General features: G+C 69.8%; 18 protein-coding genes and 3 pseudogenes. 11 read left to right on the top strand and 10 right to left on the bottom strand.

Going from position 1 to position 18,738, the window contains the following annotated elements:
• Positions 1 to 209: 209 nt before the first annotated feature.
• From OG819_RS33850 to OG819_RS33860, 3 genes and pseudogenes are all read right to left on the bottom strand, one after another.
• Positions 210 to 2,387 (bottom strand): SpoIIE family protein phosphatase, encoded by a 2,178-nt coding sequence (locus tag OG819_RS33850; protein ID WP_266652423.1) that lies wholly within the window; start codon positions 2,385 to 2,387, stop codon positions 210 to 212.
• Positions 2,388 to 2,548: 161 nt separating this feature from the next.
• Positions 2,549 to 2,932: a hypothetical protein gene (locus OG819_RS33855; protein WP_266652425.1), complete on the bottom strand. Its 384-nt coding sequence runs from the start codon at positions 2,930 to 2,932 to the stop codon at positions 2,549 to 2,551.
• 708 nt (positions 2,933 to 3,640) lie between these two features.
• A pseudogene (locus tag OG819_RS33860) lies at positions 3,641 to 3,775 on the bottom strand (MBL fold metallo-hydrolase); the annotation flags it as partial.
• Here OG819_RS33860 and OG819_RS33865 point away from each other — a divergent pair.
• A pseudogene (locus OG819_RS33865) lies at positions 3,768 to 4,068 on the top strand (TetR-like C-terminal domain-containing protein); the annotation flags it as partial. The pseudogenes OG819_RS33860 and OG819_RS33865 overlap by 8 nt on opposite strands.
• Before the next feature lie 259 nt (positions 4,069 to 4,327).
• A complete protein-coding gene (locus OG819_RS33870; RefSeq protein WP_266652427.1) occupies positions 4,328 to 5,563 on the top strand; it encodes an aminotransferase class V-fold PLP-dependent enzyme in 1,236 nt (411 codons plus the stop codon).
• A gap of 376 nt (positions 5,564 to 5,939) precedes the next feature.
• On the opposite strand, the gene OG819_RS33875 is transcribed toward OG819_RS33870, so the two are convergent.
• The 3 genes from OG819_RS33875 to OG819_RS33885 all read right to left on the bottom strand — a co-directional run bounded on the left by OG819_RS33875 (position 5,940) and on the right by OG819_RS33885 (position 8,093).
• The gene (locus tag OG819_RS33875; RefSeq protein ID WP_266638505.1) at positions 5,940 to 6,767 is read right to left on the bottom strand and encodes an LLM class F420-dependent oxidoreductase; all 828 of its coding nucleotides are present in this window, start codon (positions 6,765 to 6,767) and stop codon (positions 5,940 to 5,942) included.
• A gap of 143 nt (positions 6,768 to 6,910) precedes the next feature.
• Positions 6,911 to 7,261 (bottom strand): hypothetical protein, encoded by a 351-nt coding sequence (locus tag OG819_RS33880; protein WP_266638504.1) that lies wholly within the window; start codon positions 7,259 to 7,261, stop codon positions 6,911 to 6,913.
• A 157-nt stretch (positions 7,262 to 7,418) separates the two neighbouring features.
• Positions 7,419 to 8,093 carry an SMI1/KNR4 family protein gene (locus tag OG819_RS33885; RefSeq protein WP_266638503.1) on the bottom strand — a complete coding sequence of 225 codons (675 nt, stop codon included), beginning with the start codon at positions 8,091 to 8,093 and terminating at the stop codon, positions 7,419 to 7,421.
• Between the two features lie 242 nt (positions 8,094 to 8,335).
• Here OG819_RS33885 and OG819_RS33890 point away from each other — a divergent pair, with 242 nt between their 5' ends.
• The 4 genes from OG819_RS33890 (at position 8,336) to OG819_RS33905 (ending at position 11,570) form a co-directional block, all read left to right on the top strand.
• Positions 8,336 to 8,707: a hypothetical protein gene (locus tag OG819_RS33890; RefSeq protein ID WP_266652429.1), complete on the top strand. Its 372-nt coding sequence runs from the start codon at positions 8,336 to 8,338 to the stop codon at positions 8,705 to 8,707.
• 453 nt (positions 8,708 to 9,160) lie between these two features.
• A complete protein-coding gene (locus OG819_RS33895) occupies positions 9,161 to 10,390 on the top strand; it encodes a sensor histidine kinase (protein ID WP_266652431.1) in 1,230 nt (409 codons plus the stop codon).
• Entirely contained in the window at positions 10,362 to 11,045 is a 684-nt protein-coding gene (locus tag OG819_RS33900; protein WP_266418907.1) for a response regulator transcription factor, read from the top strand. The genes OG819_RS33895 and OG819_RS33900 overlap by 29 nt, the downstream gene beginning before the upstream one ends.
• A 147-nt stretch (positions 11,046 to 11,192) precedes the next feature.
• Positions 11,193 to 11,570, top strand: a complete 378-nt coding sequence (locus tag OG819_RS33905; protein WP_266652433.1) for a zf-HC2 domain-containing protein — start codon at positions 11,193 to 11,195, stop codon at positions 11,568 to 11,570.
• Positions 11,571 to 12,042: 472 nt separating this feature from the next.
• Here the strand turns inward: OG819_RS33905 and OG819_RS33910 are convergent, their stop codons facing one another.
• Complete coding sequence (locus OG819_RS33910; protein ID WP_266638499.1) at positions 12,043 to 12,423, bottom strand: MarR family winged helix-turn-helix transcriptional regulator; 381 nt, start codon at positions 12,421 to 12,423, stop codon at positions 12,043 to 12,045.
• Here OG819_RS33910 and OG819_RS33915 point away from each other — a divergent pair.
• The 5 genes and pseudogenes from OG819_RS33915 (at position 12,372) to OG819_RS33935 (ending at position 17,160) form a co-directional block, all read left to right on the top strand.
• The gene (locus OG819_RS33915; protein ID WP_266652435.1) at positions 12,372 to 13,367 is read left to right on the top strand and encodes an EamA family transporter; all 996 of its coding nucleotides are present in this window, start codon (positions 12,372 to 12,374) and stop codon (positions 13,365 to 13,367) included. The two genes, OG819_RS33910 and OG819_RS33915, sit on opposite strands and share 52 nt — an antisense overlap.
• A 72-nt stretch (positions 13,368 to 13,439) precedes the next feature.
• A pseudogene (locus OG819_RS33920) lies at positions 13,440 to 13,568 on the top strand (LysR family transcriptional regulator); the annotation flags it as partial.
• Between the two features lie 265 nt (positions 13,569 to 13,833).
• Positions 13,834 to 14,466, top strand: a complete 633-nt coding sequence (locus tag OG819_RS33925; RefSeq protein ID WP_266652437.1) for a LysR substrate-binding domain-containing protein — start codon at positions 13,834 to 13,836, stop codon at positions 14,464 to 14,466.
• A gap of 129 nt (positions 14,467 to 14,595) precedes the next feature.
• Positions 14,596 to 16,683: a molybdopterin cofactor-binding domain-containing protein gene (locus OG819_RS33930; RefSeq protein WP_266652928.1), complete on the top strand. Its 2,088-nt coding sequence runs from the start codon at positions 14,596 to 14,598 to the stop codon at positions 16,681 to 16,683.
• 21 nt (positions 16,684 to 16,704) lie between these two features.
• Positions 16,705 to 17,160 carry a (2Fe-2S)-binding protein gene (locus OG819_RS33935; protein ID WP_266638496.1) on the top strand — a complete coding sequence of 152 codons (456 nt, stop codon included), beginning with the start codon at positions 16,705 to 16,707 and terminating at the stop codon, positions 17,158 to 17,160.
• Positions 17,161 to 17,223: 63 nt separating this feature from the next.
• Here the strand turns inward: OG819_RS33935 and OG819_RS33940 are convergent, their stop codons facing one another.
• The 3 genes from OG819_RS33940 to OG819_RS33950 all read right to left on the bottom strand — a co-directional run bounded on the left by OG819_RS33940 (position 17,224) and on the right by OG819_RS33950 (position 18,618).
• A complete protein-coding gene (locus tag OG819_RS33940) occupies positions 17,224 to 17,664 on the bottom strand; it encodes an OsmC family protein (RefSeq protein ID WP_266638495.1) in 441 nt (146 codons plus the stop codon).
• A gap of 97 nt (positions 17,665 to 17,761) precedes the next feature.
• Positions 17,762 to 17,986 (bottom strand): hypothetical protein, encoded by a 225-nt coding sequence (locus tag OG819_RS33945; RefSeq protein WP_266652439.1) that lies wholly within the window; start codon positions 17,984 to 17,986, stop codon positions 17,762 to 17,764.
• Positions 17,983 to 18,618, bottom strand: a complete 636-nt coding sequence (locus OG819_RS33950; RefSeq protein ID WP_323139379.1) for a ParA family protein — start codon at positions 18,616 to 18,618, stop codon at positions 17,983 to 17,985. The genes OG819_RS33945 and OG819_RS33950 overlap by 4 nt, the downstream gene beginning before the upstream one ends.
• Between the last annotated feature and the right edge of the window lie 120 nt (positions 18,619 to 18,738).

The raw sequence follows: 18,738 nt of genomic DNA on the forward strand, positions 1-18,738 counted from the left end.
GCCGCGGGCCCGGTGCAGCCGGACGCGCCGGACCGAGGTGTGCGTGGAGCGGTTTCCGTAACCCCCGCTGCCTGTTCGTCGGCACCTCTTTTGAGCACGCAGGCCCTACCGGCAGGCCTGTAAGTACGCGGTGCCTACCGGCACTTGACGGAGGGATGCGCGATGAGTGGTGACCAGGTCGGCCGTCGGCCGTCGGAACTACGGGTGTCCTATCCGGCGGTGGCGAGACCGATGAGCAGCAAGGCGATGTCGTCCGTCCGGGTGGCGGTTTGCCGTGCATGGTCGATCAGGACAGTGGCGAGTCGGTCCATGGGCTGGGGCCGGGCCTGGGCGAGTTGGGCGGCCAGCCCGGTCATGGCGTCGCCCAGGTCCACTCCGGGAGTCTCGATGAGTCCGTCGGTGTACAGGGCGAGCACGGTGCCGGGCGTCAGCGGGATCTCGGTGGAGGGATAGTCCGCGTGGGGATCGATACCGAGCAGTAGCCCGGGCGGCAGGGCAAGGACCTCGGCGTGCCCGTCCGGGTACCGCAGTACCGGCGGGGGATGCCCCGCAGTGGCCAGGACGGCCCGGTGGCGTGCGAGGTCGAGATGGGCGTACAGGCAGCTGACGAAGCGGCCCGGATCCATGTCGACCAGCTGGCGGTTGGCCCGCGCGAGGGCCTGCGCCGGTGTGGCCCCGGCGAGGGCGTGGGAGCGGATGGCGGGGCGGATCCGGCCCATGAGCGCGGCGGCGGTGAGGTTGTGGCCTTGAACGTCACCGATGACTGCGGCCGCGATGGTGTCGCTCACCCGGACCAGGTCGTAGAAGTCGCCGCCGATGTCCATGCCGCGGACGCTGGGCAGATAACGGGCGGCCGCATTCAGTCCAGGAAGGTCGGGCAGCGAGTCGGGGAGCAGGGCCGCTTGCAGGGTCTGCGCGAGCTCCTTGCTGGTGTCGTACAGGTGGGCCCGCTCCAGCGCCTGCGCGATCAGTCCCGCGAGTGCGGTGAAGACGACCCGCTGTTGGTCGGGGAAAGGGTGGGGGCGGTCGAAGGCGAACACGCACGAGCCCACCGGGCGCCCGGAGGCGATCAATGGCAGAAAGGCCCAGGCATGCAGACCGTCCTGGCGGGGGGCGGACGGACAGGCCCGGGACAGCTCCTCGATGGTGGCGAAGAAGCTGGGCACCCCGGTGGCGAGGACCTGGACCGCGGGTGCCGGGTAGGTCAGGGGCGCTCCGTCGAATTGCTCCAAGAGCCGGGCGTGGTACCCGCGATAGCCGATGACGCGCATTCTTCCGTCCTCGGCCGCGAGCAGGGCCACGGTCCGGGCTCCGAAGGCCGGCAGCATCTCTTCGGTGATCAGATCGACCACGTCGCCCACGCTCACGGTTTCGGAGAGGGCGGTGGCCAGGTGCAGCACCCGGTAGGCCTCGCCCAGGCGGATCGGCTCACCCTGGGGCGCCCCTGCTCTGGCGGGCGCGGCCTGCGAGGCCCCGCCCGGATCGGTCGGCGAGATACGCACGCTCACCCCGGACCCGTCGGGGTAGAGCTCGAATGCGAGCCACCGCTCCCGCGCGAGCATGGTGCTGAAGCGGCTGGGCTGCCGACTGACCACGGCGGCGCGGAAGCGGTCCTCGAAGGCGGCCGGTTCGGTGCACCAGGGCAAGGACTGCCAGGGTCGTGTGCCGATCAGATCGGGGATGTTGCCGCCGAGGAGGGCGGCGGCGGTGGTGCTGATGTATGTGAACCTGCCCTCGAGGTCGAGCGAGCAGCTGCCCTCCGGCAGCCGTTCGGCGAAGTCCGCGGCGGCCAGCGCCTCGGCAGGCGCCGGCCTGCGGGCGGGCGACTGCGGCAGGCTACGTGGTGCCGGTCCGGGACTGACGGCGTGGCCGGTGTCGGCGGCGTCACGTAGGAATCGCCCCAGACGTCGACCGGCGACACGGACCCGCTCGGGGCTCGGACTGGCGGTCCCGGCCGCGTCGGAGCCGGACCAGAACAGCAACAGCGTGCCCCAGGCCGTGGTGCCGGTGAGGATCGGCGCCGCGGCCACCGCATGGTGGTACGGCAGGGCGATCGCCGTGCGCGGGTAGCGACGGGCGAGCTCCTGGGGGCCGCCGAGCCAGACCAACCGCCGTTCGCGCACCGCCTCGGCCACCGGAACGGGACTGGACAGCGCCACCCCGAACCAGGGCGCGAGATACTCCGCCGGTATGCCTGCGGTCACCTCCAGCCGCAGCGCCTGCCTGTCGGGCGCCAGCAGGAAGACCGCTCCCGCATGCACGCCCGTGTCGCGCACGGCGAGTTCCAGCAGCCGGTCCAGCTCGGCCCGGCGTACTGAATCGGTGGTGGACGAAGGGGGGCGGGACCCGTCGGGCTGTGCGGCGCCGTCTTCCCATATGGCGCACATACCAGCACCGTACGTCCGCACCGGTCGACCCCGCGCGGGAAGCCCGGCTGCCGACCCCCATCGTGTGGTGCGGAAGCGTCGGCCGACCGGTGGTCCGTGGCCCGAGCGCCGTGAGGCCGCCCGCTCCCGGACCGCCTCGCCGTCTGCCGCGGTCGACGCCCTCACGTGGGGCCTGATCCGATCGGACCACGGGCGTATCGGTCGGCCCACGCGGCGAGCATGGTCGCGACATAGCGGGCGTCGGCACGATCGGTGAGCAGATGGTCGGCGCCGTCGATCGCGATGAAGGACTTGGGGTGCCGTGCCGCGTCGAGGATCCGCTGAGCATTCTCCACACCCACCGTCTCGTCGGTCGGCGAGTGCAGCACCAGGAGCGCGTGACGCAGCCGGTGAATACGCTCCGCCTGAGGCTGTGCGGCGATGTCGTCGAGGAACTCCCGACGGATGCGGAACACACGGCCCCCCAGATCCACCTCGGCCTCCCCGCGCCGCTCGATCTCCTCCCGCCTGCCGCCGAAGGTGTGCACGACATGTCCCGGGTCCACCGGGGCACCGATCGTGGGCCGATGAGGATCGACGGTGCCGCGAAGTGTCTGCGCAGATGGTCCGCGGCGCGCACGAGATCGTCCACGTCGGAGCTGAACGTACTGTCGGCGAAGTCACCCCCGGACTCACCGAGGCCGGTGAAAGCCACCCTGAAGACCGCGATTCCGCGTTTGGCCAGCTCCCGGGAGATCCGAGCGGCCGCCAGCCAGTCCTTGCCACACGTGAAGCAGGGAGCGAATACGGCGTACGCCCAAGGCGTCCCCTCCGGTAGATCCAGGCGCGCCACCAGAGGAACGCCCCGCGAACCGACGAATTCGATTTTCCTACTGTGCCTGGCCAAGCTGCCCGGTGACACCGCGGCCTCGTTCCATTGTGGGAATGACTTGATTTCCGGCAGTTGGACGGTCAACACTGCTGTACCTGTCAACCGTTCCGTGAGCAGTTCGCAAGCGAAGACCCACTCAATTGTTTCCCGCTGGCGACGGCCGGCATCCGTCCCGGATGCGGCGCATTTCCTGTCTGGCAGAGTAGATCGGCAAGACGCTGAGACGCATCGCATGATCTAGTGATTGGTCCGACTGGCAGATCGGGTCTCCGCATCACGGTCCCCGAACCCTTGGCTGCCCGACACCTCATACGACACGGACGGTCACCTGCGCGCCGGTGGCCGGCCTCGGCCGGAGCGGCCACTGCGTCAGTGCGAGCAGCGGCGCGAAGTGGGTGCCGTGGACCAGGGTGTCCGTGTCGGCGAGGAAGTCGAGCAGTTTGTGTCGCGAGGCCTCGAACTGCTCCGGGTCGATGTCGACGCACGCGCCGATGGCAGGGCGGGCGAGCCGCTGGGGCGACCTGCGGGAACTGCTGTCCGACGTGGCGGTCGAGCGCCTACGGCCCGAGACGCCCTGCTCGGCGACCCGGACGGCGGCAACGCCGGCCAGTGCCTTGCCTACGCGGCCGAACAGATCGACCTCATCCTCGACCGGGCGGCTGACCGCTCGGAGAACACACCCGACGTCGAGACGGTCCTCGACCGCGTTGTCACCCCATGATGTACCGCATCCTCTTCCGCCCGGACGGGCTCGACACCGCGTACGCACGTCAGCTGGTGGCGGGGCTCGTCGGGCCGACCGACCGCTGACCGAACGCCTCCTCAACAGGCATGGTCGACGTCATGCATCGTGCGTCGTGGGAGTCGGGCGGTGTGCTCCACTCAGCGGCATGTCAGGGAGGATCAGGGGCGCGCTTTCGTCATATGTATGGTGTTCGGGGTCCGCAGTCGTCCGGGCGTATGGGCCGGTCAGCCGTTGCCAGAGTGTCTTCGCGCCACGCCCCTGCCATGACGCACCGCGGTACCCCGAAGGGCCGCACCGCACAGGCCACAACGAACAAGGAGTCAAGTGAGCAAGACCGAGGTCGTCACGGTGCCCCGCCCCCTTCTGCTGGACGACGGCCGGCCCGCCATCCACGCCTGGACACTCGACCCTGAGATGCGCCACCTCAACCACGGCTCCTTCGGCGCGGTCCCGCTGATTGCCCAGCAGCGCCAGAACGAGCTGCGGGCCGAGATGGACCGGGCCCCGGTCGTATGGTTCCCGGGACTGCCGGACCGGGTGGCCGCGGTGCGTGCGGAGATCGCCACGTTCTTGCGGGTCGACGCCGGCGACCTGGCCCTCGTGCCCAACGCGAGCGCAGGCGCCAGCACCGTCTACGCGGCACTGGCCGCGCGGCCGGGCGGCGATATCGTGGTCACCGACCACGGCTACGGGGCGGTCACCATGGGGGCGGAGCGACTGGCACGCGGTTGGGGCACGCGGGTGCGCACGGCCCGGGTACCGCTGGCGGCCGACGCGGAGCGGGCCTACGAGGCGGTCATGGCCGAGGTGGACGACTCGACCGGGCTCATCGTCCTCGACCAGATCACATCGGCGACGGCCCGGCGGATGCCGGTCGAACGCGTCGGCGCCGAAGCGGCGCGGCGCGGTATCCCGCTGCTGGTCGACGGCGCGCACGCCCCCGGGCTGCTCGCCGTCCCGCTGGAGGGCCTGGTCTGCGACGCCTGGGTCGGCAACCTGCACAAGTGGGGGTGCACGCCCCGCGGCACGGCGGCGCTCGTCGTCCGGGGCCCGCTGCGCGAGGACCTCCATCCGCTGATCGACTCCTGGAACGCGGCCGAACCCTTCCCGGAGCGCTTCGACCAGCAGGGCACGCTGGACGCCACCGGCTCGCTGGCCGCGCCCACGGCACTCGACTTCATCGAGCACACCTGGGGATGGCAGACGGCACGTCAGTACATGGACGAGCTGGCCGAGCACGGTGCCCGGATCGTCGGGGCCGCGTTCGCCGGCGGTCCCGCGGACCCCGTCGACGTCGGCATGCCCGTACCCGGCATGCGGCTGGTTCGGCTCCCCGATGGGCTGGGCACCACCCGGATCGAGGCCGACGCCCTGCGGGACCGGGCCACCGTCGAACTGGGCCTGGAGGCCGCCTTCACCAGCTTCGACGGGATCGGCTACCTACGGCTGTCCGCGCACGTCTACAACACCCCGGCCGACTACGAGTACTTCGCCGAGGAGTGCGTCCCCGTCGTCCGCGCGTGGGCCCGGGAAGCCCGCCGCTCCGGGAGCACGCACTAGCTGTCGGACGGCCAAGAAGACGGGGTCGGTGAGCCACTCGCCGTGCGCCGGGGGACGACCGGGTTGGAGACGGGGGACGGCCACGGCGGTTGTCGCGCGGTGCACGGGGTTGGGTTCACCTGAGTCGCTACTGAGGGCTTTCGCGCGACCGGCGTGGACCCGCAGCGGCCGGTGTCCGAAGCGTGCGGGGGCGGTGGGGTCGGCAGCCGCCTCGGGCCGGTGCGGCAGCGAGAGCCGGTGCAGCAAGAGACAGCGACCGTTCCGTCCGTCGACGTCGTCCAGGACCTCGTCGATGGCTTCAAGTGCGTGCTGATCGGGTCGGGCGTTCGGACCGGAGTGTGTGCCACATGCCACCTGAAGCTGAAAGCCCCGCCGGCTACCGGTAGTCGCTGACAAGTGCGGCGAACATGTCGAGCATGCGCAGAGTCTCGGGCTCGGGCTGGGTCGGCAGCGAAAGTGCTACGTGGTCAGCTCCCGCCTCCGCGTAAGCGGCGATGAGTTCGGACCTGGCCGACACGGACGCCACTATCACCGGCTTGTCCCCGGCGACCTCGGCCAACCGGTTCAACTGGGACGGGACCCGGGCCGGGTGGCCCACCGAGTGCGGCATCCAGCCATCGCCGTGCGCCGCCACCCTGGCCAACGCCGCCTCGCCATCGCCACCAATGTAAATGGGCGGATGCGGGCGTTGCACCGGCTTGGGCCAAGAGAAAATCGGGTCGAAGCCAATGTGCTCGCCGTGGAACTCGGCCTTGTCCTTGCTCCAGATCTCCTTGATCGCGGCCAACTGTTCGTTCAGCAGCTTTCCCCGCGTGCGTGGATCCGTGCCGTGATTGCGCATCTCCTCACGGCTCCAGCCCGTGCCCACGCCGAAGATCACCCGGCCGCCGGACACCACGTCCAGGCTGGCTACCTGCTTGGCGGTATGAATCACATCGCGCTGGACCAGCAGAGCTACTCCGGTTCCCAGCATCAAGTTGTCGGTCACCGCCGCGGCCGCCGTCAACGCGACGAATGGGTCGAGCGTGCGGTAATACACCCTGGGCAGCGCCCCGCCCCCGGGAAACGGCGTCTCTTGCTTCACTGCAACATGGCTGTGTTCGTGCAGGAAAAGCGAATCGAAAGCGCGCTCCTCCAACGCCTTGGCCAGCGGGGCAGGCCGAATGCCCTCGTCCGTCATGAACGTCGTGACACCGATCTTCATAACATTAGTGAACCACGCCCTCGGTGACCCTACCTTTTCATGAGCGGTTCAGGGTCAATACCTTGCGTTACGGCTACAGCGCGCGGTGGAGATTCACACCGATCGACCACCCGGAATTTCTATTAAAAGGACGCGAACCGGCGTCACCGAGCGCGACGGCACGGCAGGCCTCGATGGCCATTCGCGCCACGTCCCGGTTCGAGCGGGGGCGCGGTCGGCGAGGGTTCGTACCAGGTGGGCGGCGAGGTCGTCGGGGCGCGCGACACCATGTGCAGGGTGTAGATCGTCACGCCCGGAGCCTCGGCCGCCACCGCCCGGACGAACGGGCTCAGCAGTACCAGCGTCGCGTAGTCGGACGCGCTGATCGAGAGAGCGCACGTGTTCGTTCCCGGGTCGAATTCGGGGCGCTGCTCGATGGTCCGCTCGACCAGGCTGAGGATTTCCCGGACGGGTTCCACCAGCCGCTCCGCCTCAGCGCTGAGCGTGAACTCCATGCTGAGACCGAGCCGCCGGCCCGCGCGGTTGAGAGACCGACTTCATCCGCCTGTAGGGCGCCGCGTACCAGCAACTCGGCGGCCCGATCGTCCTGGTGTGTGGTCGCTCCTGAAGAGGTCGCTGGCCAACCTCGCGGAACACAGCCTCGACCAGCTCTTACGACAGGGCCGTGAGCTCGGCTTTCTCCAACCAGTCGGTGTACCAGCGGGCGAACGTCACCGGCCTGCCGTCGTCGTCAAGCAGTGGGGCGAGGTCGACGTCGTCGACCCGGCAATCGGACCAGATCGTGCCTCGGTGGCAGCCGCTGATGATCAGCCACTCTCTTTGGGCGCAGCCCAGGTGGGAGATCACGATCGCGCCGGCAGTGCGCTCCGGGGCGAACATGACGGCCTCCCACCGCTCATCCCACGCTTCGATGGCGTCGTCGAAGTCCTCGATGTCGTCGAAGTCCTCTTCCTCGGGACGTCGGGCAAGAACATCTTCGAGCAGCTCCGGGTCCGGACCCTGGTCAGGAAACGGCTCGGCAAGCCTCGACAGGTCAGCCAGGTCCGCGCCGTCGCCCTCCCAACGCCAACGACCCTGCACGCGCCGAACCGGGAACAGGCCGTACGCGGGGCCGGCGCCGCCCGCGCCGACGTGGAGCAGGAAGGCCCGGTACTCCTCCGGCAGCCGGACGCCCATCTGAGCCTCGAGTTCGGCAAGTTCGCCCTGGGTGAGCGGATCCTCCACGACCCACTTGTGCCCCAACGCACCGAAGACCTTGCCGGCCGCAGGGCCTGCACCAGCCGCCTCACCCCGCTGGCGTACGCCCACCCACCACTGATCAGTCATGCACAGACCGTATGTGCCGCCACCGACACCCGGGGAGCGGGGCCCACTGCTACCGCGGGAACAGCATTAAGGATCTCTAGAGGACTTTGCGCCGCAGGAGCTGCGACTTCGGGGGGCACTTCATCCTGCGGTATCGCCAACCCAAACCCCTTTCGGGCACCGTCGAAACGATGGCAAGAGCGACGGCGCGCAGCCGATAGTGATGTCCTTTCCGGCGACCGGTTCAGACATGGGGGAATGACATGCGCAGAATCTTCCGCGGCGTCGCCGCGTCGGCGATCGCGGCGACCGCCGTCGTGGCGATCGGCGGCGCGGCGCAGGCGAAGCCTGCCGAAGGCGACTGGAATGGTTGCCCGTACGGGGCCGTCTGCATCTGGGGCCAGGACCGCAACCCGTACCTCGACCCCCACCCGACCAACGTGTACTGGAGCTACGGCGCCCACAACCTGAGCAACCAGTATGGCGACCACTACGTCTTCAACAACCAGTACGGCGGTGCCAGCATGAGCCTGTGCACCGCCTACAACGGCGTCGGCTGCCATGTGGCGCTCGAGGTGCAGGAAATCGGGAGCTTCAACCTGACGCCCTATAACTCGGTGACCCTCAACCGGTAGCCCATTCACTGCCCGGGGACCGCACTCGGAACCGCGAACGACGGTGGCGAACGCTCGCGTCGAAGGCATCGCCCACCCCTGGACCGTGGACGGACCAGCCTCCTCTGTCGTCGTGGCGAGGCTGTGTCCTACTGAATGCCACCACGGCAGGTGCCACCCAGGAGCGCCATTGCCTGACCTGCGCGTGACGTCTTTCGTGGACATGCCCTCCGCGGTGCGTCTGGCGACGTAGTCCCTGGTCCGCGGGCCGCGTTGCATGCGGACCACGGACGATGGTGCAGAAGGCGCTGTTGGCATGCCGGTCTCCGTTGGCCAACGCTCGGTCTGCCCCTGAGCCTGGCTACGTCCCGGGGGACACAGCTCGAATCCGCGGGTCAGACAATGGCGCTCCGGGGGTGGCACCTGCCGTGGCGAGATGATGCCCGACCCGGCCACCGACCCTACGGTGATGGCATGACGGTACTCAACAGCTGGAGGCGGCAACGGCGATCCGGGAACCGCGCGGTCGACGCCCTGGGCGTGGCTGTGCTGTGCGTGCTGTCGGTCGTGGCTGCCTCGGTCGACCCGCACGAGCACGAGTTCGTGTTGCGCTGGTCCGCCGTGGTGCTGGCTATTGTGGGCTGCTCCGCGCTGATCTGGCGACGGCGCCACCCGTTCGGCGTACTGGTCGTCGCCGTTGGCTGCGGGGTGGTTTTTCAGGTGCTCGGGTTCCGGGAGAGCCCGCTGGTGGCAAGCCCGGTTCTGGTGTCCGTCTACAACGTGGCCGTGCTGACCGACCGGCGCACTGCCTGGACCGCGGCAGCTGTATCGGCTGCCGTCATGGTGGGCGCTGTCGCGGTGTGGTCCTCGAATTCGTGGCTGGACCCGGACAAGGCTGCGATGCTGGCCTGGACGGCCCTGCCGGCCGCCGTCGGGGACGGGCTGCGCTCGCGGCGCGCCTATGTGGCGGCCGTGGAGGAACGGGCGGAGCAGGCCGAGCGTACTCGCGAGCAGGAAGCACAGCAGCGAGTGGCAGCCGAACGTGTTCGGATCGCACGCGAGCTGCACGACATCGTCGCGCACCACATCGCCTTGATCAACGCCCAGGCAGGCGTCGCCGTTCATCTGTTGGACCAGCGCCCGGAACAGATCCTGACGGCGTTGGAGAACATCCGGGACACCAGCCGCTCCGCGCTGGACGAACTACGGGTGACGGTAGGACTGCTGCGGCAGTCCGACGAGCCGGTGGCGCCCCGCGACCCGATGCCGGGCCTTGCGCAGGTACCAGCACTTCTGGCGTCGTTCGAACGCGCCGGACTGGCCGTGAGCCACATGCGGCGGGGCACCACCGAACCGCTGGAGCCGGCGGTCGAACTGGCCGCGTACCGCATCGTGCAGGAGTCCTTGACCAATGTGCGCAAGCACGCCGGGGCCGACCATGCCCGGCTCTGCCTGCACTACGACCGTGAACGGCTGACGATCACCGTCGAGGACGACGGGTGCGCCGGACCGCACCATCCTCGCCCGGGGGCCGGTCACGGGCTGATCGGGATGCGTGAGCGGGCTACCACGATCGGGGGCACGCTGCATGCGGGACCGCGCCCCGAGGGCGGGTTCACCGTGACCGCCGAACTGCCGCTGCGCCCCAGCCCGGCGCGGGATCGGAGACATGAGGATGACGATTCGCGTACTGCTTGCCGATGACCAGGCCCTGCTGCGGGGGACCTTCCGCATGCTGTTCGACGCCACGGAAGACATGGAGACCGTGGCCGAGGCGTCCAACGGCCGCGAGGCAGTCGAGCTGGCCGGTGCGCAGCGCCCCGATGTGGTCCTGATGGACATCCGCATGCCGGAGATGGACGGCCTCGAGGCGACACGGCTCATCACGGAGTCTGAGGACCTCGCAGAGGTGAAGGTGCTCATCCTGACCACCTTCGAAGATGACGAGCACGTCGCCGACGCACTGCGAGCGGGTGCGAGCGGCTTTCTCGGCAAGGGTGCACGACCCGAGGAGCTCCTCGATGCCGTCCGCACGGTCGCAGACGGCGAGGCGCTGCTGTCCCCGTCAGCGACGCGCGCGCTGATCACTCGTTTTCTGGCCCAGCCGGATCCATGCCCGGCGGCCGTGCACGAGCGGCTGGAGAGCTTGACACCGAGGGAACGCGACGTCACGAGCCTGGTCGCACTGGGTCTGTCCAACGACGAGATCGCCGAGCGCCTGTTCGTCAGCCCGCTGACCGCCAAGACCCACATCAACCGGGCCATGACCAAGCTGGCAGCTCGTGACCGCGCCCAGCTCGTGGTCATCGCCTACCAGTGCGGGCTGGTCAGTCCGGCTACGGAACCAGAGCCCGCATAGTCGTCGGCACGGTGCGTCCCTCTCCTGTCCCGGCCGTAGGCCGACGTACCGCATACCGCAGCCGTGGTAGCCGGAAGTCGCTGCGTGGGGACGACGCGCTGAGGGCCGCTCCTGGGAGAAGGTGAAACCCTGAACGGAGGTTTCGCCATGACCGAAGCCCACTGCCTGACCAAGAAGTCCGACGAGAACACGGCCGTCGAGGAATGCCGGACGATCCGTGAACTTCTGGCCCGAAACGAACGCGAGTCCCTCGCACCCGATGAGGCAAGTGCGGTGCGGGCTCACCTGGCTACCTGCACCACGTGCCGAGACGAGTGCGATCGTCTCGCAGTCGTGCCCGCACACCTGTCTCTTCTGCGCGACGCCCTGGCCTGCGGCAGAGGCCGAAACGCGCGGACACACCCGGCCAACGGACCTGACTGCGGCCACGCGTTCCCTCGTCACCGCAGGCCACACCGGTCGGCCCCGACCAGGCAGCTCACGCTGTCTCAATGGGTCAACAGGACCACGTCGCACATCAGGTGAGCGGACCTCGCGGATGTGAGGACATGCCTGGGGCGGAACGGCAAGGAGGCCTATTGAGTGGCTGCGCCGGACCCCTCGGCCGGCTCGCGGCGACTGGAGCCGACACCAGTCGGACGACCGCCTTCTCCCCGCTGTCCTGCGCGGCCGACTGGACCAGAACCGCTTCCGTTCGCTGCCCGCTGCCCGCCGTCTGCTGTTGGGCTCGTTCGGGGCCTCCTGCCAGGTCCCCTCGGCGGGGTGGGACGGCTGCCCGGACACCCTCGGGCAGCACCCCCAGCGCGCGGGCGCCGATCCACCCGGCTCGGACGCCGCCGCCTGCTGGGCTTCGCCCAGCTCTCGGCGGCGAACGATGCGTCGTGCCCTATTCGGCCCAGGGCTGGAAGCCCGTGCGGAGAACGGCTGCCAGGGATGCGTGCAGTCGGGCTGCCTCGTCGCCGCCGAAGTTGTCCTCGAACTGGGCTTGCACGGCCTTTCACAGGGGTAGCGCCGCTTTCCTTCGGGAGATGCCGTCCGGTGTGATGGTGGCGATCCGTGCGCGGCGGTCGGCTGCCGACGGCTCGATGGTCACCAGGCCCTCGCGCGCGAGGGGCTTGAGGTTCGAGGCCATCGTGGTGCGGTCCATGGCGATCGTGTCGGCGAGGTTGGTGATCGTCATCTCTCCGTGAGCGCGGAGCTGCTGCAGGATGCTGAACTGCGTGGCACGAAGACCGACCGGGGCGAGGGCCTTGTCGTAGGTCGCTCCGAGGTAAGGAGCTGCGCCTGAAGATCGCCGGAGCGGACGGTACGTCCACCACGGCGGCAGTGAAAACCCTCGTCCGCGCCCATGCCCACGGCGCGGACGACTGGTGGGCATGGGCCATGTCCGCACGCATCACCTCTCCCCGCTTCCTCGCCCTGGTCGGCACCGTTGTGCTCTGGGCTTCGGCGTTTCCCGCCATCCGGGTGGGTATCGACTGCCTGGGAGTGGCGGCGCTGTCACTCCTGCGGCTCCTGATCGCCGCCGTCGCGTTGCTCGCCGTGGCACCCTTCGCGAAGGTACGGCTGCCGCGACGCGGCGATCCGCCGCTGATCACTCTGTGCGGGGCCACCGGCATGACCGCGTACCAAGTCCTGCTCAACTGGGGCGAAGTGCATGTAGAGGCCGGGACCGCGAGTCTGCTGATCGCGATCGCCCCCGTCTTCAGCGTGCTGCTGGGGAGTCTTTTCCTCGATGAGCGGCTCACCCGCAGCATCGTCATCGGCAGCGTCGTCGGCCTGACCGGCGCGGCCGTCGTCAGCCTGGCCGAGGGCACCAGCGGGTTCTCCGTCGCGGCCCTCGTCATCCTGGCGCCAGCCCTGGTCCAAGGGGTGTACCACTTCGCGAGCAAGCCCCTGCTGCGCCACCGCACAGGTCTGGAGGTCGCCACATACGCGATGGTCGCGGGTACGGTCTTCGCACTGCCCCTGGTCCCCGCCGCCTGGCAAGCGGCCGTCCACGCCCCGGCCGCCGCCGCCTACCTGGGCCTGCTGCCGTCCGCTCTCGGCTTCGTCATCTGGGCCTACGCGGTTGCCCGGCTGCCACTGGCGGTCTCCACCGCGGCCCTGTACCTGGTGCCGCCGGTGGCACTGGTCGTCTCCTTCGTCTGGCTGGCGGAGGTACCCCGTCCCATCGCACTGGTCGGCGGAGCCATAAGTGTCGCGAGCGTGATCCTGATCAGCCGGCACAAGCAGAGCCACAGTCCCACCGACGTCCCCGCCGTGGACGGGGCCGAGCCTGCCGCCCAGCAGGCGGCCACCCTGCCGGCACCGTCACGGTGAAAGCGCGCGCCGCACCGGGGCGCCCCTGCGTTCCCGGACGCCTCCGACCCCGATTCGAGCAAGGAGCCGCTGGTGCTTGACGTACGCCGCCTGCGCATCCTCCAACACCTGGCCGCCTATGGAACCGTCGCGGCCACGGCGGATGCGCTGCATCTGACGGCACCGGCTGTATCCCAGCATCTCGCCGCCCTGCAGAAGGAGGCCGGCACGCCCGTCGTCGAGAAGCACGGTCGCACGCTGCGTCTGACCGCCGCTGGGGAACTCCTGGTGGCCCACACCGAGGTCATCCTGGCAGAGCTCGCGGCAGCCGAGTCCGGCCTGGCCGCGCTGCAGAGCGGCCGCCGAGGCACGGTACGGATCAGCGCCTTCGCCTCCGCCGCCCGCACCCTTGTTCCGCCCGTGTTCAAACGTCTCGCCGACCCCGACCCCGACCCCGACCCGGACCCCGACCCTGGCGCTGACAGCCATGCCGGTTTCTCTCGGACGGGATCTCTCGCTGCGGCTCTCCGTTCAGGAGCCCGACGAAGCCCTCGACGAGCTCCACAAACGCTCCACCGACCTCGCCCTGGTACACAGCTACAGCGTGCTGCCACGCAGTGTCCCCGCCGTGTGGGAGCAAACAGTCCTGATGGAAGAACCGGTCCTCCTCGCCCTGCACCCCGACCGGGCCGCAGTGGAGGGACTCGCCGCCGGGAAGCCCGCGGACCTGTCCCGTCTGGCGCATCTGCCGTGGCTGACCCCCGGCCCGGAGACCTCCTGCTACGAGATGATCCAGCGGGCTTGCGGCGCGGCCGGTTTCGTCCCGGACATCCGGGCCTCCAGCAGTGATTTCTCCGTGCTGACGGCTCTGGCCGCCGTCGACGCGGGCGCCGTCCTGGTCCCCCGTATGGCTCTGCCGGACAACACAGCGCCCCTCAGCCTCCACCCCCTGGTCCGTCCCGTGTCCCGGACCGTCTTCACGGTCAGCCGCGCGGGCACCGGCAAGCACCCCGACCTTCGGGCCGTGCTGGACCTGCTGCACGAGACGGCCACGGCGCTCGACGACAGGGACGGCAGCCGACGCGACGGGGCGTCAGCTGCCTCGCGCCGTCCGTCGTGATGCCAGGACGCCGGGAACCCGGCCGCCCCACGCAACCTTGAAGAGCGCTGACCCCTCATACCAAGGGAACCCGCCCGGGTACGCGGAGAGGAGCGCCTGTTGGCCCGTCAGTTGTCCCGCCGGAAGTTCATGGTCTACTCGCTCGCGGCGTCCACCTTGACCGTCGTCGCGCCCATCGGCTGCGACACGTCGTCGGCGGAGGACGTCGAGCCCACCGCGGCAGGGATGGACGGGCCGTCCCGCGTCCTGGCGACCGGCGCCGACGAGGAGATGCTGGTCCTGGAAGTCACCACCGCCAACAAGGTGGTCGTACGACTGCCGCGCGTCGAGGTCGGCCAGGGCATCACGACCGCGGTCGCCATGATGATCGCCGAGGAACTGGACGCCCGGCTCGCCGATGTCGACATCCCGCTCGCCGAGGCTCGCGCCAAGGGGAACCAGTACACCGGCGGCTCGAACTCCGTCAGCTCTCTGTACGGCCCCGCCCGCGCGCTCGCCGCCACCGCGCGGGCCCGGCTGGTGACCGCGGCCGCCCGGCGCTGGCACCTGCCCGCCCGGAGCCTGCGTACCCGCGACACGATGGTGGTCGCTCCCGACGGCCGTACGGCCACCTTCGGGTCACTGACCGCGGGCGCCGCCCGGATCCACCGGCCCGACGTGTCGAGCAAGCCCAAGCCCGCGTCCCAGCACAAGGTGATCGGACGGCCGACGGGCCGGATCGACGCGCGGGACATCGTCACCGGCAAGGCGAAGTACGCCGGGGACCTGGAGGTGGCCGGGGCGAAGCCGACCGTGGTGGCCCGGCCGCCGACGCTCGGCGGGAGGCTCGTCTCGGTCGACGACCGGGCGGCTCGTGCGATGCCCGGCGTCCACGCGGTGGTCAAGGTCGGCGGCGGTGTCGCCGTGGTGGCGGAGTCCTTCCACCACGCTTTCAAGGCCCGCGACGCTCTGCGCATCACCTGGGCGCCCGGGCCGATGGCACCGTTGTCCGACGCCGCCATCCGGTCCCGGCTACGGGCCGCGGTTCCCTCGCTCGGCGCTGCGCCGCGCGGATCGGCGCAGGTCGAGTTCGAGTTCGAGTTCGCCTTCGTCAGCCATGCCCCGATGGAGGTGCTCACCGCGGTGGCGGACGTACGCGCCGACCGTGCCGAGATCTGGTTCTCCTCCCAGACACCGATGGACGCGCGGGAAAGCATCGCCTCGGCGATCGGACTGCCGAAGTCGAAGGTCCGGGTCCACGTCGTCCGGGGTGGCGGCTCGTTCGGACGGCGGCTGAACTACGACGCCGCGATCGAGGCGGCCCTGATCTCGAAGGCGGCTCGGCGGCCGGTGAAGCTGATGTGGAGCCGCGGGGACGACATCCGGCACGGCCGGATGCGCCCGGCCTCCCATCACCGGATCCGCGCCAGCCACGCGCAGGGCAGGGTGGTGGCCTTCGGCCATGCGATGGCCCAGGTGAGCGAGTCGTACGTACAGCAGGGCCTGGCCGCTCAGGGCGGTGTGAGCACGGTGGCCGCCGGCCCGCTGCCCAGCGACAGTGGCCTTTACAACTTTGGGCGCGTCTCCGGGGATTCGGGCTCGGTCGAGCTGGCGATGCCCCTCGGGGCCTGGCGGTCGGTGGACTCCGGGACGATGCGCGCCGCGGAGGAGATCGTCGTCGACGAGGTCGCCGCGAGGCTGGGCAAGGACCCGGTGGCCTTCCGGCGCGGCACGCTCAGGAGCAAGGCGGTCAAAGCCGTACTCGACAAGGTCGCGACCGCCGGAAGCTGGGGTCGGCGCCTGCCGCCCGGCCACGCGCAGGGTGTGGCTGTCCACGAGGAATACGGCTCCTGTGTGGCCTGCCTGGTCGAGATCGACGCCACCGACCCGAAGAATCCCCGGGTGACCAAGGTGGTGATGGCGGCCGATGTCGGAACGGCCGTCAACCCGCGCGGACTCGAGGCCCAGCTCATGGGTACCGCCGTCGACGGCATCTCCACCGTGCTGCGGGCCGGACTGCACATCGACCGGGGTGCGGTGCGCGAGGGCAGCTTCGCCGACTTCCGCTATGCCCGCCAGCAGCACTCCCCGCTGCGATTCGAGGCGCACATCATGCCGTCACGGCGGGAGCCCGGCGGGGCAGGCGAACTCGGCGTGCCGGCCGCGGCTGGCGCCGTGGCGAACGCCTATGCCCGCGCGACCCGCACCAAGCCCCGCCGCTTCCCGATCAACTTCTGATCGCTGTCCGAGAAGGTACTGATGCCCTCCTATTCCTTCGTCCTCAACGGGAAGCCGGTCACCGTCGAGGCCCCCGCCGACATGCCGCTCCTGTGGGTACTGCGCGACATGCTGCACGTCACCGGGCCCAAGTACGGCTGTGGCGTGGGCGTTTGCCGTGCCTGCACCAGCCACCTCGACGGGGCGGAGATCCAGCCCTGCGTCGTCCCGGTCGCCGATTGCGCGGACCGCGGGGTCACCACCATCGAGGGCCTGGCCGACGGCGACACCTTGCACCCCGTACAACAGGCGTGGCTCGACTGCGATGTCGCTCAGTGCGGCTTCTGCCAGCCGGGCCAGATCATGGCCGCCGTGGCCCTGCTCAAGAAGACGCCCCGGCCCACGGACGACGACATCGACCGTATCGAGAACGTCTGCCGCTGCGGCACGTACTCCCGGATCCGTGAAGCGATCAAGAAAGCCTCCGCCCACGGTTGACCGGCCGCGGGTGCCTCTACGGCTGAGGCACGCGGTCGCGTTCGGTCCCGGTTCCGGGTGAGGTCAGGCGTCCGCGATCGTCGCGGTGACGGGCGTGCCGATCTCGACCGTTCGGCTGACGGTGCAGAGCCGGTCGTGGGAGGTCTTGACCGCCCGGGGGAGGATCGTGCGGGCGCGGTCGCCGAGGTCGCCGTCCGGGAAGGCGACGGAGAAGGTGACCACGAGGTCGGTCATCCGGTTTCCCGACTCGTCACTGATCTTGTTGCCGGTCACGCTGACGGTGAACCCGGTGGGCTCCGCGTGGCGTGCGGTGGCGACATCGACGTCGGCCGCGGTGCAGCCCCCGATCGCGGCGAGCAACAGCTCGACCGGGGTGAAGTCGGCGCCGCCGTCGGGATCGGAGCTGGTGCCGAAACTGATCGTGCCGCCGCGCGGGTTCGTCGCGGTGAAGTGGCCGGTACGGGTCCGCTCGATGGTGACGGAGCGCAGGGTGTTGTCGGTCATGCCGACGACACTAACGCGAAGGTTGCGACACCCGGTCCAGCCGACTGCGCAACGCGAAGAAACGGCCCCGGGCGGCCCAGGTCTGCACGACCTCGGCTTACGGGGTGCTTCGCAGGGGGCGCAGTACGGCGGCGCCGGCCCGCAGGATCGCGGATACGGGTGGTCCCACCCATCGGGTCAGTTCGCGCGGCAGGGCGGGGTCGAGTTCGATGGTCACCCGGATGTATCGGGTGTGCAGCTGAGTGACCTTGACGGCACGGGGTGCGGCGGCCTCCGGTCCGCGCTGCAATGCGGCTCGGTAGGTGTCCTTGCGCTGGTTCACGCCTTGTCCTGACGTTTGATGAGTTCGTCTGCGAGGTCCATGTACGCCGAGCCCTTCACCTCGACCGGGCTGCCGAACGACTGGGCGTACAGATCGAGCCGCGGGATATGGGTGGACAACACGTCGAAGCCCCGCTCGGTGAGAGCTTCGCGGGCGTCGGCGTCGGGACCGGTGCGCGTGGCATCGGGCCGATTCGTGCGGTTCAGCAGGACGGCGGCGCGGGCCGGCTGGGCCCGCAACGACTGTACGTCGCTCATCTCGCTGCCGATGGGCGCCATGCGATCCAGCTCGATGGGGGCTGGGGTCAGCGGCACGATCCACTCGCTCGCGTACCTCATGATGCTCCGGGCGATGTGGGCGTGGTCCTCCAGCTGCGGGGCGTCGAACACCACGGCCTGTCGGCTGCCGAGGAAGTCGTTCACGCGCCGGTGTACATCGCCCACCGGGAAGGCGATCACAGGGAACGGGAAGCCTCCTGCCAGTTCGCTCCAACGCAGAGCGGAGGAGGCGGGGTCACTGTCCACCAGCAGGGGTGAGAGGCCCGACTCGTGCAGTGCGTGGGCCAGCCATACTGCGCTGGTCGTCTTTCCCACTCCGGGTTTCAGATTCACAAAGGCATAGCTCAGCGACACAAGACGCAACGCTAGTGGCCACGAGCGGCCGGCCGACGTCGGCGCGGCACGCGAACTCCTTATTCACCCTGCGGCGCCATGAATCATTCGGAGGGGCTAACGCGGGAACGTGCGGGTCCC

It is taken from the genome of Streptomyces sp. NBC_01549 (genome assembly GCF_026339955.1).
GTDB lineage: Bacteria > Actinomycetota > Actinomycetes > Streptomycetales > Streptomycetaceae > Streptomyces.